At 36.3% G+C, this 18,015-nt stretch carries 17 protein-coding genes and 1 tRNA gene; 5 read left to right on the top strand and 13 right to left on the bottom strand.

The window, feature by feature from the left end:
* Positions 1-199: 199 nt before the first annotated feature.
* From EZ437_RS20610 to EZ437_RS20600, 3 genes are all read left to right on the top strand, one after another.
* Positions 200-272, top strand: a tRNA-Lys gene (locus tag EZ437_RS20610).
* A 250-nt stretch (positions 273-522) separates the two neighbouring features.
* Positions 523-1,740 carry a site-specific integrase gene (locus tag EZ437_RS20605; RefSeq protein ID WP_131598029.1) on the top strand — a complete coding sequence of 406 codons (1,218 nt, stop codon included), beginning with the start codon at positions 523-525 and terminating at the stop codon, positions 1,738-1,740.
* A gap of 61 nt (positions 1,741-1,801) precedes the next feature.
* Positions 1,802-2,353 carry an ORF6N domain-containing protein gene (locus tag EZ437_RS20600; protein WP_131598028.1) on the top strand — a complete coding sequence of 184 codons (552 nt, stop codon included), beginning with the start codon at positions 1,802-1,804 and terminating at the stop codon, positions 2,351-2,353.
* Positions 2,354-2,371: 18 nt separating this feature from the next.
* Here the strand turns inward: EZ437_RS20600 and EZ437_RS20595 are convergent, their stop codons facing one another.
* The 4 genes from EZ437_RS20595 to EZ437_RS20580 form a co-directional block, all read right to left on the bottom strand.
* Positions 2,372-3,400, bottom strand: a complete 1,029-nt coding sequence (locus EZ437_RS20595; protein ID WP_131598027.1) for a hypothetical protein — start codon at positions 3,398-3,400, stop codon at positions 2,372-2,374.
* Between the two features lie 378 nt (positions 3,401-3,778).
* A complete protein-coding gene (locus EZ437_RS20590; RefSeq protein WP_131598026.1) occupies positions 3,779-4,051 on the bottom strand; it encodes a hypothetical protein in 273 nt (90 codons plus the stop codon).
* 9 nt (positions 4,052-4,060) lie between these two features.
* Positions 4,061-5,221: a hypothetical protein gene (locus EZ437_RS20585; protein WP_131598025.1), complete on the bottom strand. Its 1,161-nt coding sequence runs from the start codon at positions 5,219-5,221 to the stop codon at positions 4,061-4,063.
* Between the two features lie 124 nt (positions 5,222-5,345).
* Entirely contained in the window at positions 5,346-6,242 is an 897-nt protein-coding gene (locus EZ437_RS20580) for a HEPN domain-containing protein (RefSeq protein WP_131598024.1), read from the bottom strand.
* 126 nt (positions 6,243-6,368) lie between these two features.
* Here EZ437_RS20580 and EZ437_RS20575 point away from each other — a divergent pair, with 126 nt between their 5' ends.
* On the top strand, positions 6,369-6,752 hold the full coding sequence (locus EZ437_RS20575) for a helix-turn-helix domain-containing protein (RefSeq protein ID WP_131598023.1): 384 nt from the start codon (positions 6,369-6,371) through the stop codon (positions 6,750-6,752).
* 6 nt (positions 6,753-6,758) lie between these two features.
* On the opposite strand, the gene EZ437_RS20570 is transcribed toward EZ437_RS20575, so the two are convergent.
* The 9 genes from EZ437_RS20570 to EZ437_RS20530 form a co-directional block, all read right to left on the bottom strand.
* Positions 6,759-7,748, bottom strand: a complete 990-nt coding sequence (locus tag EZ437_RS20570) for a DUF5712 family protein (protein WP_131598022.1) — start codon at positions 7,746-7,748, stop codon at positions 6,759-6,761.
* 3 nt (positions 7,749-7,751) lie between these two features.
* Positions 7,752-8,300: a BfmA/BtgA family mobilization protein gene (locus EZ437_RS20565; RefSeq protein ID WP_131598021.1), complete on the bottom strand. Its 549-nt coding sequence runs from the start codon at positions 8,298-8,300 to the stop codon at positions 7,752-7,754.
* A 205-nt stretch (positions 8,301-8,505) separates the two neighbouring features.
* A complete protein-coding gene (locus EZ437_RS20560) occupies positions 8,506-8,823 on the bottom strand; it encodes a hypothetical protein (protein ID WP_131598020.1) in 318 nt (105 codons plus the stop codon).
* The gene (locus EZ437_RS20555) at positions 8,820-9,086 is read right to left on the bottom strand and encodes a helix-turn-helix domain-containing protein (protein WP_131598019.1); all 267 of its coding nucleotides are present in this window, start codon (positions 9,084-9,086) and stop codon (positions 8,820-8,822) included. The genes EZ437_RS20560 and EZ437_RS20555 overlap by 4 nt, the downstream gene beginning before the upstream one ends.
* Positions 9,087-9,184: 98 nt before the next feature.
* Positions 9,185-9,940: a hypothetical protein gene (locus EZ437_RS20550; RefSeq protein ID WP_131598018.1), complete on the bottom strand. Its 756-nt coding sequence runs from the start codon at positions 9,938-9,940 to the stop codon at positions 9,185-9,187.
* A gap of 134 nt (positions 9,941-10,074) precedes the next feature.
* A complete protein-coding gene (locus EZ437_RS20545; RefSeq protein WP_131598017.1) occupies positions 10,075-11,301 on the bottom strand; it encodes an McrC family protein in 1,227 nt (408 codons plus the stop codon).
* The gene (locus EZ437_RS22015) at positions 11,294-13,708 is read right to left on the bottom strand and encodes an McrB family protein (RefSeq protein ID WP_131598016.1); all 2,415 of its coding nucleotides are present in this window, start codon (positions 13,706-13,708) and stop codon (positions 11,294-11,296) included. The genes EZ437_RS20545 and EZ437_RS22015 overlap by 8 nt, the downstream gene beginning before the upstream one ends.
* Positions 13,709-13,809: 101 nt before the next feature.
* On the bottom strand, positions 13,810-16,689 hold the full coding sequence (locus EZ437_RS20535; RefSeq protein WP_131598015.1) for a type I restriction endonuclease subunit R: 2,880 nt from the start codon (positions 16,687-16,689) through the stop codon (positions 13,810-13,812).
* A 66-nt stretch (positions 16,690-16,755) separates the two neighbouring features.
* Positions 16,756-17,643, bottom strand: a complete 888-nt coding sequence (locus tag EZ437_RS20530; RefSeq protein WP_131598014.1) for a site-specific integrase — start codon at positions 17,641-17,643, stop codon at positions 16,756-16,758.
* An 82-nt stretch (positions 17,644-17,725) separates the two neighbouring features.
* On the opposite strand from EZ437_RS20530, the gene EZ437_RS20525 reads away from it, so the two are divergent.
* Positions 17,726-18,015: restriction endonuclease subunit S (locus EZ437_RS20525; RefSeq protein WP_205942773.1), on the top strand; the 290-nt coding region annotated here is incomplete at its 3' end.

Genomic DNA, 18,015 nt, shown 5'->3' with positions numbered 1-18,015 from the left:
GGTTTTAATCTTTGAATTTTAGTCCCTTGGCCATCCGGCTGAGGGACTTTTATATACCAGGTTGTTAGCCTAACTAGTTGTGGCACAATAGCATCATTGTGTTGGATTTTAAGCGATAGTCATTACCACAATTTTTTTTGAAAAATATTTAGTATAATAATATAATAATTCTATCTTTGCACCCTCTTCAAAAGAGAATGATTCCGTAGCTCAGCTGGTAGAGCATTACACTTTTAATGTAGTGGTCCTGGGTTCGAATCCCAGCGGGATCACAAAATTCAATATCAAAACTACACAAAACCCTGCAAATCAGATGATTGCAGGGTTTTTGTTTTTAGGGAAAACACTAAAATATGCACCAATTCTCATATAAAAAGTGAGCGATTCGGTGAGTAGTTTTAGAAAAGTTCACGACTCACCGAATAAGTTATAACTAATTGTATTACAACTAGTTCAACAACTGTACATCTTGTAAACGTCATTCTGCAAAGCTAATTTTGTTTCACTCTTAATGTTCACATTATGAAAACTAATTTTAGCCTGCTCTTCTACATGAAGAAGCAAAAGAACTACACCAAGGGCGTTGCCCCTATCTACATCCGCATTACCGTCAACGGAAAGAGGGCAGAATCTGCAACTGGCAGGTCATGTGATCCAGACCGTTGGAATTGCAAATCTGGAAGATCTATCGGCACAAAAGAGGATTCCAGATCACTGAATTCATTTCTAGACCAACTGCAGAATATGGTCTATGATGCACATGGCGAACTTCTCAAATCTGGATATGTAATTACCGCTGAGTCCATCAAAAACAAGTTTATGGGCAGGGAAGAAAAATCATTAACGCTGTTACATGCAATTACCGAGCATAACCAAAAGGTAGAAGCCCTTGTGGGAAAGGAGTTTGTACAGGGAACACTCAATAGGTACAAGGTACTTAAAAAGCACTTGGATATTTTTTTGCCATTCAAATATAATGTTAAGGACATCGACATGCGGAATGTTGATATCGCATTTCTGAACGAGTTTGATTACTATCTAAGGTCTGAGAAATCATGCGCCAACAACTATACGGTAAAAATGATCAAGAACCTCGGAAAGATCATCAACATCAGCTTTGAAAATGGACATATACAGACAAATCCCTTCGCCTGTTATAAGGGCAGAACGAAAAAGGTAGACCGTTATTTTCTCAATCAAGAGGAAATACAGGTCATTGCCGATAAAAAATTCGTTTCTGAAAGGCTGGATATAATAAGGGATGTATTTCTTTTCTGCTGTTTTACTGGTCTTGCCTATGCAGATGTTCAAAAACTTCAGAATAGCCATATTAATAACGGCGTTGATGGCGAACGCTGGATTATCAAGAACCGCCAAAAGACCAATGTCAGGTCTGCAATACCATTGTTGCCCTCTGCTGTGACCATCATTGAGAAATACAAAGACCATCCAGCAAGCGTAAACAAGGGCTTGGTATTTCCCGTTCCCAGTAACCAGAAAATGAATGAATACCTAAAGGAGATAGAGGAACGGTGCGAAATTGGCAAAAAACTGACCTCGCATATTGCACGCCATACCTTTGCAACAACGGTAACGCTCTTAAACGGCGTACCGATAGAAAGCGTGTCGCAGATGCTCGGACACACCAATATTCGAACAACCCAGCACTATGCCAAGATACTTGATATTAAGGTTGGTGCAGATATGGCATTATTGAGGGATAAATTAATATTTATTTAAAACTAGAACCTGCTAAGCATGATGATAGTATTCTGGGCTTAGCAGGTCATATTTAACAATAATGGAAAATACCGACAAAATAATGATACCCGATGAAATTATAATGAACCAGATCTATTTTATCCGTGGGCATAAGGTGATGCTGGATTCTGATCTGGCAACACTCTATGAGGTAGAAACAAAACAGCTCAAAAGGCAGGTCAAACGAAATATAGACCGTTTTCCCGAAGATTTTATGTTTGAACTGACCTCAGAAGAATATCACTTTTCAAGGAGCCAAAATGGCGCCTTGAAACAGGGAAGCAACATAAAATATTCCCCCATGGTCTTTACCGAGCAAGGTGTAGCAATGCTATCCAGCGTATTAAATAGCAAACGGGCAATAAAAGTAAACATCCAAATCATTCGAATATTCACACGGATAAGAAATATATTAGCTGATAACACAGATATTAGGCTTGAGATCGAAAAGATAAAGAACAAGCTTGACAATCAGGACAAGAATATGGAGATCGTATTCCGATATCTGGATGAACTGCTGGAAAAACAGGAACGCCCCAATCCTCCCAGAAAACAGATTGGATTTAAAACTGATGGACTCAACCAGTCTTAGATTTTAAGAGACTAAGCTTCAGCTTTTATTCTGTTTTGCTATTAATGCATCTATTCTCTTTTCTGTTATTTCTCCGTCTTCAATCAATAATTCTTGAAATAGCTTTAAATCAAATTGTCTCGGATTTTTTATCTTATTAGATAATAGTTTTAATAACAATTTAGAAGTTAAGAATGTAGTCGAAACTTGTGTATCGATTTTGATATTTTTTATAGCAGATGCCGTAACTAGGTCAAAACCGCTCGATACAATGAGTAAATAAATATTTTTGAATCCACTTTTCTTGAGTGGTTCATAAAACTTATTTATGTATTCGATAAATGTTCTGTCATCGGTGCCAATTTTATAATTTTCTGTTCTCGATTTTGCATCAACAAGAACCGCATAATTATTTTGGCTTGCTTTTGCTATCCCATCTGGATTTCTTCCAGTACCTTGACCATAATTTGTGACTTCAAAACCCAACATTTGAAATACAAGATTCACACCCTTCTCGAATTCTAATGCTTTTTCTTTGTCAGAGGATTGATCAACTAGATCCTGAACTACTGGGGGAATAAATTTTAGGATTTCGTACGGTAAGCCTTCAATTTTTGGGATATTTTTCGAAGTTGTAACTTCATTTGGCGAACGGTTTGGGATTATAGCTACAACATCCTGCCACTCATTTTTATCTGAGAACAATTCAAGAAATTTATATGGAATGTCTGCCCATCTCAGTCCGTGACTTTTTTTTATGTTGGTGATTTGAGGTTTACAGTTGTTAAATTGCCAGTCTGCAATGGCTGGTAATTTTTTGCATTCTCTAGTAAGATTTCCCCACTGCAATAATATATCTTCAATTTCAATCTTGTCTGTAGAAAAATTATTTGCAACGTCGCCACATTCATTAACAAGTTTGCTAAAAGCATTGCTTCCATAGAGCTTTTCTAACATTCTAAGGGAAAGACCCGTTTCAGCATAAAATTTACGGGACGAGGGAGACTTACCAAGATATTCTTTGAGCCTTTTATATTCTAATATGATGTGATCTTTGGTATATTCCATCTTGTCTATCTAAAGTGCCTAGCTTTCAAATATACGCAACTCATCATAATTTAAAACTTTAAACAATTCCTTCAAACTTTTTATTACCCATATAATTATAATCTAAGATAACATATGAATCTTATATTTCAGACAGCCAGAACCGCACTTTGAAACTATCCTTGCCTATTAACGAGCGCACCACTTCCATCTTTTTGGTAAACCACTCTCCTGAACACAATCCATTTTCAAGACAAGGCTTTGCAGAAAAAAATACCTCGCCAGCAGAGCTGGCAGGGAAGATTTTTTTCTAGCAAACCCGAAGGGCTTGGCCTTGTCGGAAATGGATTGTTCAGAAATTTGTGCAACAAAAAAATGAGTGGTAATCACCAACCGACCTTAAACTTTTTTATTCTTTTGTGTAAGCACATAACAAAGGTTCATCATTTCTATCAGTCGGTTATAAAAAAACAGCATATCCTTCATTTCTTCTCCATCAGGGGGTTCTGATGCAAGATGCATCCAGCCCTGAAAGAGTTCCCAAAGCTTTGCCCTTGATTTGTGCAGTGGATGGTCTACGAAAAATTGGTTCATTCCCGAAACGGGATGGTCAATATATCTATCAAGAACATCTGCTGGCTGGTAGTTCAGCACCTTCATTATTTCTTCCATAATAATCTATTATCTGTTTATAAACCTGTATCTACTTCTAAGCTTGCCTACAAATTCCCTGCAATGGTCTTCATAATGGGTCTTTAACATCAGTAGTTGAAAACTGCTCTTGCTAAAAAAAGAAATCAGTTGGCATTCCGTTACCGAGCTTAAGAGAAAGAACCTCTTTGGATCGCCAGATGCGGTAACAAAAAAAGCCGTATCAAAGAACTGTGACACCTCATGCATGTTGCCAACAATAACAAACCGCAGTTCAAGCTTGAAATAATCGCCCTTGTCCTTCCAAAGGAAACAGATTTCTGGAACTTCGTTACTGATGATACAAGGCTTCATATCCTGTTTGGATGGTTTGCCCTTGACGTTCCGCATTCCATAGGTAAAACGGTAATGGATATAGAGCCTACCTGCCAATATTGGGAGAGCCTGATGCCAAAGTTCAAGTAATCTGGCAAAGTTTTCCCTGTTTGCGGCTCTTTTTTTGGCTATTACATCCTCTTCGTCCCGATATTGTGGGTAGTTGACGAGGGCAATCTTTTTCATTTCGATGCAGATTTCGACAAGTTTATCTTGAATGGGATCAACATCTAAAGCTGATATATCTCCATGACTTAGTACATATTTCTTGAATCCCTTAACAAAAGTTCTGTTGTTGTCCAGAATGCCGATATAGGGAACAAGGAAGGGAAAATGGTTGGTATGCCACCTTTCGGTGCTTGTGTCCGCAAGGCAGAAGCCCAGTATTTCCTGCGTATTATTTGGCGCACTCTCTTTGAAGACCTCAACTGCTTGCCTTTTCCCCTCTATTTTATCCGATATTGAAGGAAGTGCCTGTTCAGGCTTATAAAGTCCTTTGTAGCGGACTTTTGGAAAAACAACAAGTGTGCCCTTGTACATCCTGATCATCAGATACCTGCTTTCCCCATTTCCATCGAAGAAACCTGGCCAATAATAGTCCTCAAAATCTGTTTGGTCATAGATCGACATCATGTCGTATAGCGCAAAATAGGCATATCGGCTCAGGTAGCTGTCCGTGGTATCAACGCTACAGCTTACCAATAGTTCCGAAGCGGTAACCTTAATATAGATCTTTTCTTCCTCTTCACTGTCGAGCGTAACCCCGATAGTCAACAGTTCATTATGGAATGACAGCTTTCTGCGTTTAATTCTCAAATAGGGTCTTTTTGGTCTCCTAAAATCCGAATATCTGTTGAGGATTTCAGTCGTTAATATCCTTGTTCCGCTCTTTAATGGTAGCCGAAAGAAATTTTTGTCGGCTATAGCAGGTAATATATCCTTAACCATTTTCCGCCCCACTTTCCAGTTTGTTCTGTTTGTATGCTTCTGCATCCTCGGCAAGCGATTCTATTTTCTTTACGCATAAAATCTCCGTAAGCTTAATGAAGTTCGAGACATTGATAAATAATTGCTCGGCATCTTTTTGGCTTACCCTGAAATCATCCTTGTAACGTGCGGCTGAATAGCTTCTGACCATTATGTCAAACAGCCGTTTTTCATCTTCGCCACCAGATAGGAACAGCCAATGGGGAGCTGTGGAAAAACTGTTGCAAAGGCGAAGTTGCCTGTAGAGGTTATGCATATCCGAACGGTAGGCCAAATAGATCCTGATCAAAAGAATACAGCACTGTTCGGTCACCTGATGTGCCATAAAAGCACAAACTCCATATTGACCATTTTTGAGGCATTCATTTGCGCTTGCCAAAAATCCTGTTGCGAGTGGCATCCTGTGGTCAAAATGTTTCTGCGCCTTTACCGCTCCCTGTGTTGGAATGAAGCTTAACGTTTCGGACGGCTCCAGCATACCATTACGACTATAGATGATCTGTCCGCTGTTGCAAACCATAATAAAAAACCTGTTGTTGGCCTTTATTGCCTGTACTACAGTTTCCCTGCCATGCACCAAAAGGGTAATCGTGCCATGGGGATAATTTTGGTTGGCAAAATCCTGTACCTCGTGCTCTATCCTTGTGATGCTTTCTGTTACCATCAGCAAGAAATAGGTGTACTTTTCTTCCCTGATACTTTGCATAAAACATCCATCGCCAGTTTTCTGCTCGACCATTTTGCCAAAACAGTATACCGTTTCGGGATTGAATTTCTGAACCAGCTCCCTCAGGAACGCTGAGAAATGTTCTTTCTGGGTCTGCCCAGTTTGTTGAGATTGTATTTCCATATCGCTCTATTTTGATTTCCAGATCAAAATTGCAATGGTGGGATGCCGTAACCTACCAGTAAAAGTGGTATCTTACTACAACATAATGGTTCATTACTATTTCAGGAATTTATTATATTTGTGCTTATGGAAACACCTACAAAATCCAACAAGGTTCATATTGGAAGAAAAATCAGCCGTATAAGAGAAATACGTGGTATTAAGCAAGATTTTCTTGCTATCGAACTTGGGGTGAGTCAGCAGACCATTTCTAAGATCGAGCAGAGCGAGGAAGTTGAAGAAGCAATGTTGGAAAAGATTGCGAATGTTCTTGGTATAAGCTCCGAAGCAATAAAGAATTTTAGCGAAGAAGTACTTATTTTTCATATTCAGAATATGCATGATAATGCATCAGCATACCAATACAACTACCAATGTCATTACAATCCATTAGATAAGGTAGTTGAACTTTATGAGCGTTTATTAGCTAGTGAGCGTGAAAAGATAGAATTACTAAAAAACTCCAAATAATATTTTCTATCGACTTAAACCTTGGCTCTGATCAAGGTTTTCTTTCTTTTTTCGTCTACGTTTTTCCGCTTCTTCTATTGGATTTGTTTCCGAAGCCACGTAAACAGGCTCCATAAGTGCAACAAGTAAATCACTGCCCTTCTGTGCAGTTGCATCTATCATTTGTCCGATATTTTCGAAAAGACCATCGGCAACACCCTTGCTTAAATCATTAATTATATCTAGTCGTTCATGTTGGCTAAGGGAAATATCCCTTAACACCTGCATCTGCGCTTTTTGGGCAGTCGTTCCATTTTTCATTGTATTGGCATAGCTAAGCGTATCTTTTAATCCTCTATCGAAACCAAAAAACTCATCAAACAGGATTTCTCCAATCTGTTTAAATGCGGTGCGATCAAATTGCCCCAATTTGGCAGAATGTGCTGTATTCTTTCCTTTCGAAGTATTTTGTGGGCTTAATTTTATGGTGTTGCTGATATCCTTACGGCTAACGATGATCTGAATGTGCATCTGACGACCTTCTTTACGTTCTCCCGTTTGTCTTGTTCCATCTTTCACTTCTCTGTCTGTATGTTTGTAGTAACGGTAGTTTTCAGCCTTTCCAAACCAGAGCAGATCTCTGTTACTATCGATACCAGTTCTCTTAAAATTCTTGGCATAGCCGTCCATTATCTTTACGGCAAATTCCTTCAGCTTTTCTTTTGCACCAGCTTCTCCAAATTTTTCATAAAGGTGCGCCAGTTCCTTTTGGCTTGGGCTGATATTTACCAGAAAAAACTTACTGTCGTTACGGCCGAGCTTGGCGATGTTGCGGTCTATTTTCATGCGAACCTCTTGTCTCCTGATTTGATTGTCCGATCCGTTGAACCAGTTCTCCTGACCCAATGCCCTGCCTTTCTCGGTCTGCATCTGGTTCTCTTTTTCTAGGTAGTTGACAAGCGCCCCACTACTTCCCTTATTGTTTCCCGTTTCTGATGCGGTGATATTGATGAACATAAGCTACAGGTTTTCCAGTGATTGCCTAATGTGTGTTTGAAGTTCCTCTTTTTTGGCGGCCGACACAGGCCAACCAAATGATTCTCTTTGGCTGATGTAGTATTCAAGTATTTTTTTGAACCGCAATTTTAACAGTGCCTTCTCTTCCAGATGGTTTTGGGTCTTTGCAATTGCCCTGTCGAGTGATGTCATACGCTTGATCATCTCCTTTGTATGTTCATCATCATTGATAAGGTATTGTCCAATAGCTTTGAAATACTTGGTGTGTTCTTTTGCAATAACCATCAACCCTTCAGTATCGCTAAAGATGGGAAGCAGAAAATCACCTTCCTGTCTCTTTATGAACGACAATATCCTGTTGATGCCATTAGCCAGCTCTTTTTTCAGCAGTTCGTCGTTCAGGTCAATTGGATCTTTTTTGCTACGATAGAAATAATCCACCATCTGCATGAATACCAGTCGTTTATTCCTGCCAAGCTTGATAGCAACCTTTTCAAACTTCTCGCCAGTTAAGGCATTAAATCTTACGGACTTGTTATTTGCATCTTCCATACATTCATCTTAAAATATCGTAATCGGGTATTCCCAAGGGAATTCCATTTTTTAGGTTTCAGTCACTTTTTAAAGGGCAAAGGATACCTGGAGTATCCTTTGAAGTCCCTCAGCGAAGCGCAGGGCAAGCAAAGTAGGGCGCAGCCCAACTTCCGCTTGCTCCATTTTTTTTGAAAAATGGACTTTCTGCAATTCGCCTATCCGTTCAGTCGCCATAAAAGCTTAGAGCTATTTTAATTGGCAATAGCTCTATCTGACTGGCCAATACGGGGTCGAACGAGGGGCTGTAGACCACACAGCCAATATCGATCAGTTCCTCAAGCCTTTTATGGTAAGTGGTGAATGAACGGATAGAAGATAGTTTCATCAGTTCCCTTCTGGTTATCCGAAAAGGATTGGCAAACCCACCTTTTTGATAGGTCAAAAGCAAGGCGGAATAAAGGCTGATATGGGATGGCAGAAGATGTTTCTGTAAACTAGCCATTTTGATGAATGAGCTAAGCTGGTCGTTGATGTCGATCATCTGTCACCTCCCTCTTCCATGACCCTTAAAATATCATTATAGGCATAGTACATGATACTCCCGATCTTTCTGAATGGAAGCGTTCCGTTTATCCGCAGGTTCTGTAATGTTCCTGCCGAGATTTTCAATAATTTTCTTACCTCTGCACTTCTCAGCCATTGCTTGGTATGTGCAGTTTCTGGTTTAAAGATCTGTTTTAGTTCTAGGATTAGTTCAGACTTGAACTGTTTAAGATCCTCCTTGGTGATTAGTTCCACATTCATAAATTCCCTCCATGATTAATATGGAGCAAATTTCTGGAAGGAAATGGCCAGAACAATGACCATCAGTTTGCGATGGTCATGTACAGTTTATGGATTGGCTATTTTTTATTTTCCAGCGGTATAATTTTGAACAGCTGTTGGTCGGACTTGACTGCTGTTCCCTTGGTAGCAACATCCCCTTTTTTCTCGACAAAATAGTTTCTTGTGGTTTCTGTCGGAATATCCTTTCCACCAATTGAGAAATATTTACTGATCATTTTTGAATAGGGACTTTTGTTATCACATCTAAGCAATAGTCTTCCAGATGGCAATTTGAGTTCACGTATCTGCTTGATCAGATCAACTAAAGTAGCTAAATGCTCTTCCTCTATTCTGATTTTCTGAGCTACTTCAAATTGGTTGAATTGATTAATCTTTTCTTTCAGTTCATCAATTTCTTGTCTTTGTTGTATTATCAACTCTTCTTTTTCAGCTATTACCAACTGTGGAGGACGAGCATTCCATTTATCAATGCTTTGGAGGTGTTTTTGGAACTGTAGTAGTTTTTCGGTGCTTTGCCTATGGAATGCGTGGTTACTCGAAAAGGGATTTTGCATCTCGAAATGCCTTATTCTATTCTGTACTATCTGCCACACATGGCGGAAGAAATCCTCTTCAATGGCAAGTTTATTCTCCAACGCATGGTTAAGGTGATGATTATAATAATCGACAAACTCCTTTTCGTCAATCTTATAGATTTTTAATAGAAAATGGTTGTCGTCATGGCTGTGCCATAAACCCATAAATGTTCCTAGTTCGTATTGATGACTTGCAAATGAGAATGGTTTACGGGGTTTAAAGTAGCTGATTTTCATAGGGCAACATTCTGAATAGAGCTAAGTTAAGATTTTCAAAACAATTACTAAATTGAGAATTCAAAAATGACTTACTATACAGTTGAATACTCACTTGTCCTAAAATTTCGCAACAAAAAGTTGAGTAGACTTATTTAATCAAAAAAACTAATAATGTCTCGACCAACATTAGCATTCAACTTACCTTTTGAATCCAAAACCGTAACTAGACCAATCTTCCCAATATAGTTATTACGAGCATACTTCCCTGTTATTACTATTTTCGTTTCGTTAGGACTAGGGTACAACAATATTCCCTCTTTCGCATTCCAGAATTCATTATACACATAAATTTGCCTAAGATCGTTGATGGAAATGCTATCATAAGTGTAATTTTTCCACTTGGTATCGATAATAAATTGAATTTTTGTCGCTTTATTTTGCAGTACGATATCTGGGCGAATCGTTTTGCCTTCCCAAAAAAGCTTACTTTCTTGTCCTTTTACAATCCAACCTTTAGCCTGTTGCTGCAATTTGATCAGCACGTAGCTTTCCCAAAGCTCATTCATATCAAACAATAAGGCTAGCATATTTTCGGCGCCAAATATCACGTTAGGTGCATAATTCAGGATAATTAATCTGGCTAACTCAAGTACTTTTTTATAAGAGTCATTTTTTCTATTATAAGTAACTTGTTTAAAGGTATTTTCATCTGCTAAAATAGTTTCGACTTCTGGAAAGTTCAGTTGTACAGACTTACAATTCCCGTACCGATAAGTACCTTTGGAAAAACGTTCAACCACAGACAAAGCCAAACTTAAAATTTGGTGTATCAGGTGGTTTTTATCATAAACTTGATGAGAAGTATAAAAGCGTTCTTGATGAACTAGGTTTTTACAGATATGCCCAGCAAATTCCAACTTACCTTTTAATGCCAATGAATTTTTAGTCTCTTTATAATATTGTTTAATTAAGCCCTTATGTATCAGTGTTTCTACCTCCCTTAGAAACCAATCAAAATAAATATCTAAAAGGTGTATACTTTGTTGTTCTACATTGGTCTCGCCAATTTGGTTAACCTGCAATTCTTGGGTGACCTGCAACATTTCAATTAACACGTTGTGCCATTGGCTTTTTTGGCTCGTATAGCCATCTATTTTAGGCAAGACCTCTATCACTAAATCACCAACCTGTAAAACACCTACATAACTATTAAAGCGAATGCCATTATACACAGGATTGAAGTACTTTCCACCATGCAATTCATTTAGCTTAAGTAAGGCATCAAAATATTTAGCTTCAAAACGCACATTATTATAAACGTTGCCTTTATAAAGAGTTTGGTATTCAAAAACCTGTATGAATTGCTGTTGTTTATACACTGGTCATCAACGCTTTTAAAGCAGGTAAAATAGTGAATTCATCAACTCTAGTTAAGCTGAATTTTTTCTTTAAAGCTGGATATCGAAAGTCTACTCCATCAAAATGAGCAAAAGATGTAGAAACATTTTCCACGTCTCCTTCTAGCTGTACAAAACCAGACCCTAATACCATAGCAATCTTTTCTTCATCATGGTAAAAATACTCTTGTAACAATGGCAAAATACAATTATTAAAGGCGTTGGCTAATTGCTGTAAATTTTCCACTGCCATCAAATAGCTATGTCCAATTTGGTGGTCGGCATCTAATAATATTTTAATACGGTTATTTACCGTGGTTAACACATCCGCTAAATTAATTTCTTCGATATTCAATCCAGTTAGCAGTTCAGCTTTAGGCATCATCTCTGTAAAAGCAAAACGACGACGAAGTGCAGTATCCAATGCTTCTACACTTCTATCGGCTGTATTCATTGTACCGATTATATATACATTATTTGGTACGGAAAATTTTTCCTTGCTATAGGGTAAGGTTACTTCTAGAGCCTCGACACCACCTTGTCTTTTACTCTCTTCCATTAAGGTAATTAGCTCGCCAAAAATTGCTGATACATTTCCACGATTAATTTCATCAATAATTAAAACATAAGGCTCTGGATTCGCAAAATGAGCCTTTTTGGTATTTAACGTAGAATGCTTATCTATCCAATTATTTATATAATTTAGAACAGACCAATAAGCAGTAGAGTTCATTCCCCCAATAACACTTCTAAATTCTTTATCAATATTATTGACTTTATTTAAATCTGAAAAAACTGCATGTAATTTTTTCAAGCGAGAGAACGAAACGACATAAGGTTGGCTAGCCCCATCAGGTTGAACCGTAATATTACCATTAGCTGTTATCTCATTAACTACCATAATTTTGGATGTCAATGTTTTCAGTACAAATTTCCCTGTGGCATTAGTGACTGCATCAAGTAAATCATTCCAAGCGTGTTCAAAAGTGATATCACTTTCTGCTGATCCATCTATAATTTTTAATTTATTTGCTTCAGCAACAATGCCCTTAAAAATCCCGTCCTTAACCTCGTAGATTATCGACCTGTTACCATGTTCGTCCTCTTCTATATCAGGCTTTATACCTTCTATGAAATCTTCATAGCTCATGGACTGATGAAAAGTAGTAAAGACAATTTGTCCTTTCTCTTTGTATTCATTAAACCTTGCTAAAATATCCGATCTATTCTCAGCCGTTAATTTGGCTTCATCAACGTCTTCTATAATAGATAGCGCTTTGTTAATCGTATTATATGTCTTACCTGTACCAGGAGGGCCATATAAGATTTGATTTTTGGGATAGTTTATTATTGATTTTTGTGGGACAAGACCAATGTTGTCAATCTTACCAAAAGCCATGGTTCTAAAATCCTTTTTATCAAACTTATAATAACCACTTTTATTGGTAATGGCTAAAATTTCTTTAGCTGCTAATAATAATTCATCGTATTTAGAGTCAATATCTTGACTTAATGGATAGTTTGTTAAATAGGCTTTTGGCTCAGTTTTAAACTCTTCTGCATCGCCTAATGTTTTGTTTTTTGAAATTAGCCTAAAAAATTTACCATCTTCGATATTGAATACATAACGTTGACCTATTCCGAAAATCAGTTTATTTTTATCATAATTAAAATAAATTTTTTCAGAGTTGGAATCTAATTCTAAGTCATTTAGTAGCCTTTTTAACATATTAAAATATACATCCGTCACTTCATTCCCAAAATCAGCTATAATAGTACTTAATGTAGTGCCGTGTTTTTCCAAACGATTATTTAACTTATCTAACAATAATTCAAACTCATCTGTCGTAACCCTGTGCGCTTTAAAAGCTGAATTATTCTTTTTTTCGTTTTCAATAGCAATATCAGTTAAGTCCAATATCTTATCAAGTTGGATATCGATGTCAGAAATCATAATTTCTAGATCACCATAGATCTTCTCAGGGGAAGCAACTTGCATCGTGTACATTTTATTGTTTTCTTGTACAGGACGCTTAAATGAAAATTCCTTTTTCAAAGGATCCTTTAGTGCTTTTATTAAATTTAATGCCGACTGATTTTGACCATCTTTTGGGTCTTGGGTTTGGTTAAACTCGAAATAATAGCTATAACCATTGTTTGAAAGCTGTAAAATCAAACTAATACAATCACCAGAAGATCCAGGAAAGTATACAGGCAAAGTCCAGAAGCTAGTTGCAAAATAATTTGATTTTATCGTACCAATAAAATAATCGGTTTCAGATCCTTTACCAGCACTCTGTCTTACGGTAAAAGTAAAATTTGGATCAGCATTATGTTTGGTCATTAACCAATCAAAAATTTTTTTTTCGTAATCGTGGTAATTGAGCATTAATATATTTATTTAGTAATGGATATTGTAGTGCTAAGTAAATTTGCATAATTACTTAAATATTATTTTTTTTTTAAAAAGAACCTGATTTGAATCTGATTTTACCCAACCATTCCGTTGATAAAAGTCTCTACAAAATCTTTAATTTTCATCAAAATACCATCTCCTCTTTTTTTACGCTGTAATACACTTGGTTTTTCACCTTCTATCAAATCCAGCAAATCATCTCTTAATGGTTCTTGCTCTGCAAAAAGATAATCTTCTATTAATTTTTCGGTTTTTTGTTTAGATAGATGTTCTTCATTAACTAATTTCTCAAAGGCTAATTTTTGTTCCTTATCCCAGAACCTATCAAATTCTGTTGTTATTTCATCGGTATCAGCTATCAATGGTAAATTTTCTTCTATAAATCTTTCTATCAATTCGCGTTTGCTACGTAATGTAGTTTCGGTAGCCAATAGGTTAGCAATCTCGTTTTTCGTTTTTTCGGTATCGCCTTTGTTTAGCGATTTAAGCCTTATTAAGAGTTGAATGATATAGCTCACATTAATTTCATCACGATGAATTAATTCCAACTCAAAATCTATATCCTCTAAAATCGAAACCTTTTCTTTCTTAACGACGGTTTTGTCATATAAGTCAAGATATTTGCTTTTAAAATTTTCAAACTCTTGCTCTTCCATCTGTATATCATCCCAATTAAAATCAGAAAATGAATTCATAATATTTTTTATACGCATTAAGTTTCTGAAAGCCTTTACAAATTCCAGCTCATCATCTTCCGTAACTAGATCATTTACATCATCAGGCGTTGGTGTAATCGCTTTTAGTTTTTCAAAAGCATCTTCAAACTCCTTGGTATAATCTTCATAAGGCTGCATAATGATCACTTCAACTGCATCCTTGTTACTAAACAGGGTTATAGCTTCATCTGTTCTATTTTTTAGATTCCGAAAAGCAACGATATTGCCTTGAGACTTTTGCTCGTTTAATATCCGATTAGTACGACTGTAGGCTTGAATTAAGCCATGATATTTTAGATTTTTATCTACATACAAGGTATTTAAAGTTTTACTGTCGAAACCAGTTAAAAACATATTCACAACTAAGAGGATATCAATTTTACCTTTTTTTACCTGTTTAGAAATGTCGTTATAGTAGTTATAAAAACTTTCGCTGTCTTTGGTACTGTATGCACTGCCAAACATCGCATTGTAGTCGCTAATAAATTCATCAAGTTTCTCTCTACTGTGTGCTTGTAAACCATATAAAACTTTTGGTTCTTCAACAACTGAAACTTCTTCTGGTATAAAACCATTAGCTTCAGCATCATCCTCGTTGCTGGCGTAGCTAAAAATAGTGGCAACCCTTAATTGATGCTTGCCTTCAACTTTTCTCCGCTTAAAAATTTCGTAATACTTAATTAACGTTTTAACACTATCAACACAAAACATAGCCGTAAATCGTTTATTTTGTGTTTTGCGATCATGATGGGAAATAATGTAATCGGTAATTTTGGTTAAACGACCAGCATCTTCCATTAATTCTCGGGTATCGATATCCTCTACTTCGATATCAATGGACGTTTCTCTACCATCTTTATGCTTGTATCTACCAACGTATTCTACTGAAAACTTTAAGACATTTTCATCGCGAATTGCATCAGTTATTACATATTTGTGTAGGCAATTTTCAAACAAATCTTTGGTTGTACGTTTGCCTAATTCATTTTTATTGGCATTATCAGCAAAAATTGGCGTACCCGTAAAACCAAACAACTGGCTATTGGTAAAGAAAGATTTTATTCGATTATGAGTATCGCCAAATTGACTGCGATGGCATTCATCAAAAATAAACACTATTCGTTTACCTTTTAAATCAGCCATTTTACCTTCATATTTTAATTTACTAATAGCAGTATTTAGCTTTTGGATGGTTGTTACAATTAATTTTGAATTTTTATGTTCGCCTTTTTTATCTACATAATTATCTGTAAACTGTTTAACCAAATTATTGGTATTATCTGCACCATCTATACTGCCTTCTTGAAAGCTGTTGAATTCTTTAGTAGTTTGATAATCTAAATCTTTTCGATCTACCACAAAAACTACTTTATGTATTTGTGGCAGTTTCATTAAAATTTGACTTGCCTTAAATGAGGTTAAAGTTTTCCCAGAACCTGTGGTATGCCATATGTAACCATTTTTATTACTCACTTTAACACGTTCAATTAATGCTTCTACCGCATAATATTGATATGGTCGCAATATCATCGGAATTTTATTAGCTTCGTTAAGTACAATATACTTGCAAATCATTTTGCTGATGTGGCAAGGCTCTAAAAAAGCATCTGTAAAACCGTTTAAAATATTGGTTAAGCGTTTGTTGGCTACGTCCGTCCAGTAGAAAGTTTGCTTAAAATCTTGATAACGATTATTAGCGAAGTACTTGGTGTTTACACCATTGCTGATAACAAAAACTTGTACATATTGATATAAAGCATAATTGGCACTAAACGAATGCTTTTGGTAGCGATTAAGTTGATTAAAAGCTTCTTTCATTTCCAAGCCACTACGTTTTAATTCTATTTGAACCAAGGGTAAACCATTTATCAATAAGGTAACATCGTAACGATTTACATATTTACCTTCTTGTGTCACCTGATTAGTTACCTGATATTGATTTTGACACCAATGTTCCGTATTTAAAAACTCAAAATATAGATTATCGCCATTATCGCGAACGATATGTTGTTTTTGACGAAGCGTTTTAGCTTTTTCGAAAACTGTTCCTTTGTTCAAAATATTGAGTACCTTCTCAAATTCAGCAATTGAAAAGCTGGTATTATTGTGCTTTTCTAATTGGGCTTTTAGATTTTGAACCAATGCTTGCTCATTGGCTAATATAACATATTGATAACCTAACTTTTTCAAGTTGGTTATCAACTGTTCTTCTAATATTTGTTCAGATTGTTTTGGCATATTTTTGAGCGTTTGAAGCAAACAAATTTTACCAATTTACAAACTTTAATGAAAATATCTTGCTTATTATTTTAACGCTCTAAACATCTGATCAATAGCTTTTTTCTTCTGCTCTAAATTAGGATGTACATATAAATTTAAGGTGGTAGTGATATTAGAATGACCCAACAGCACACTTACGGTTTTATAATCACATTTGCTTTCAATACACCTAGTGGCAAAACTGTGGCGCAAACCGTGAAACTTTAATTCGGGCATATTTAGCTCTTTCATCAAATTTTTATAAAAACTCCTATAAGTACGAGGCTCTGTGGGTTTAACATCATTTGTGAGCACAAAAAAAGAAGGATTTACAATTTTTTTAAATGGTTTTAGCATTCTAATTAATTCTCTGCTCATTGGTATTTCTCTAATCGAGTTTTTGGTTTTAGGAGTATCCAAAATAAGTTCTGTTTTACGCTGACCATCTTCTATCAGATAAATTCGCTGGATTGTTTTTCTCACATTAATAATTCCATTGTCAGTATCAATATCTTCCCAAGTAAGGGCACATACTTCGCCAATACGGATCCCTGAGCTTAAACAAATGTATACGCCTAAATTTCTAAAAGTAAAATGCTCTTGGATGTAGGTCATCATTTTTTTTTGATTGGATCTACTTAGCACTTCAATATTATGTTTTTCTCTTTCAGTAGGGAATTGTATATCAAATGGCTGGTGCTCTAACCATTTGTTTTTATCTTTAATGGTTTTTTGACTTAGCCCCTGATCTAATTTTTGAAAAACAAAAGTTTGGACTTCTGCTTCTTCGATAAGTTGTTGATCTCCAAATTTGGGCAATAAATGGTTTTCGGTTAAAAGTATATAGGCAGAAAAACTTGACTTTTTCACATATTGCCTTTTGTCGATTTTCCATAGTGCCACTACTTCTGAGAATGTTTTTCGTTTATTCATTTGAATTGAGTTTTTTGAACATCAAAGAAAAGAAATAAACGATTTCTAACCTTAAGGAAATAAATTAGCTAAGGTTCCTAATTTGAGATTTCCTGAGTTTGAGGGAGAATGGAAGAAGGGTGTTTTCGCTGATGTGTGTAAAATTGGAACTGGCAACAAAAACACTCAAGATCGTGAAGAAGATGGCTTGTATCCGTTTTATGTACGTTCGGCTACAATAGAAAAGATAAATACATGCACTTTTGAAGGCGAAGCGATTTTAACAGCTGGGGACGGTGTTGGAGTCGGGAAAGTCTTCCACTATACAAACGGCAAGATTGGTGTGCACCAAAGAGTATATATCCTGAGCGAATTCAATGAGGTTATAGGGAA

The sequence above is a fragment of the Pedobacter psychroterrae genome (assembly GCF_004331695.1).
Lineage (GTDB): Bacteria > Bacteroidota > Bacteroidia > Sphingobacteriales > Sphingobacteriaceae > Pedobacter > Pedobacter psychroterrae.
The sequence above is the reverse complement of the archived record's forward strand: the minus strand, read 5'-3'. Positions and strand labels throughout refer to the sequence as shown.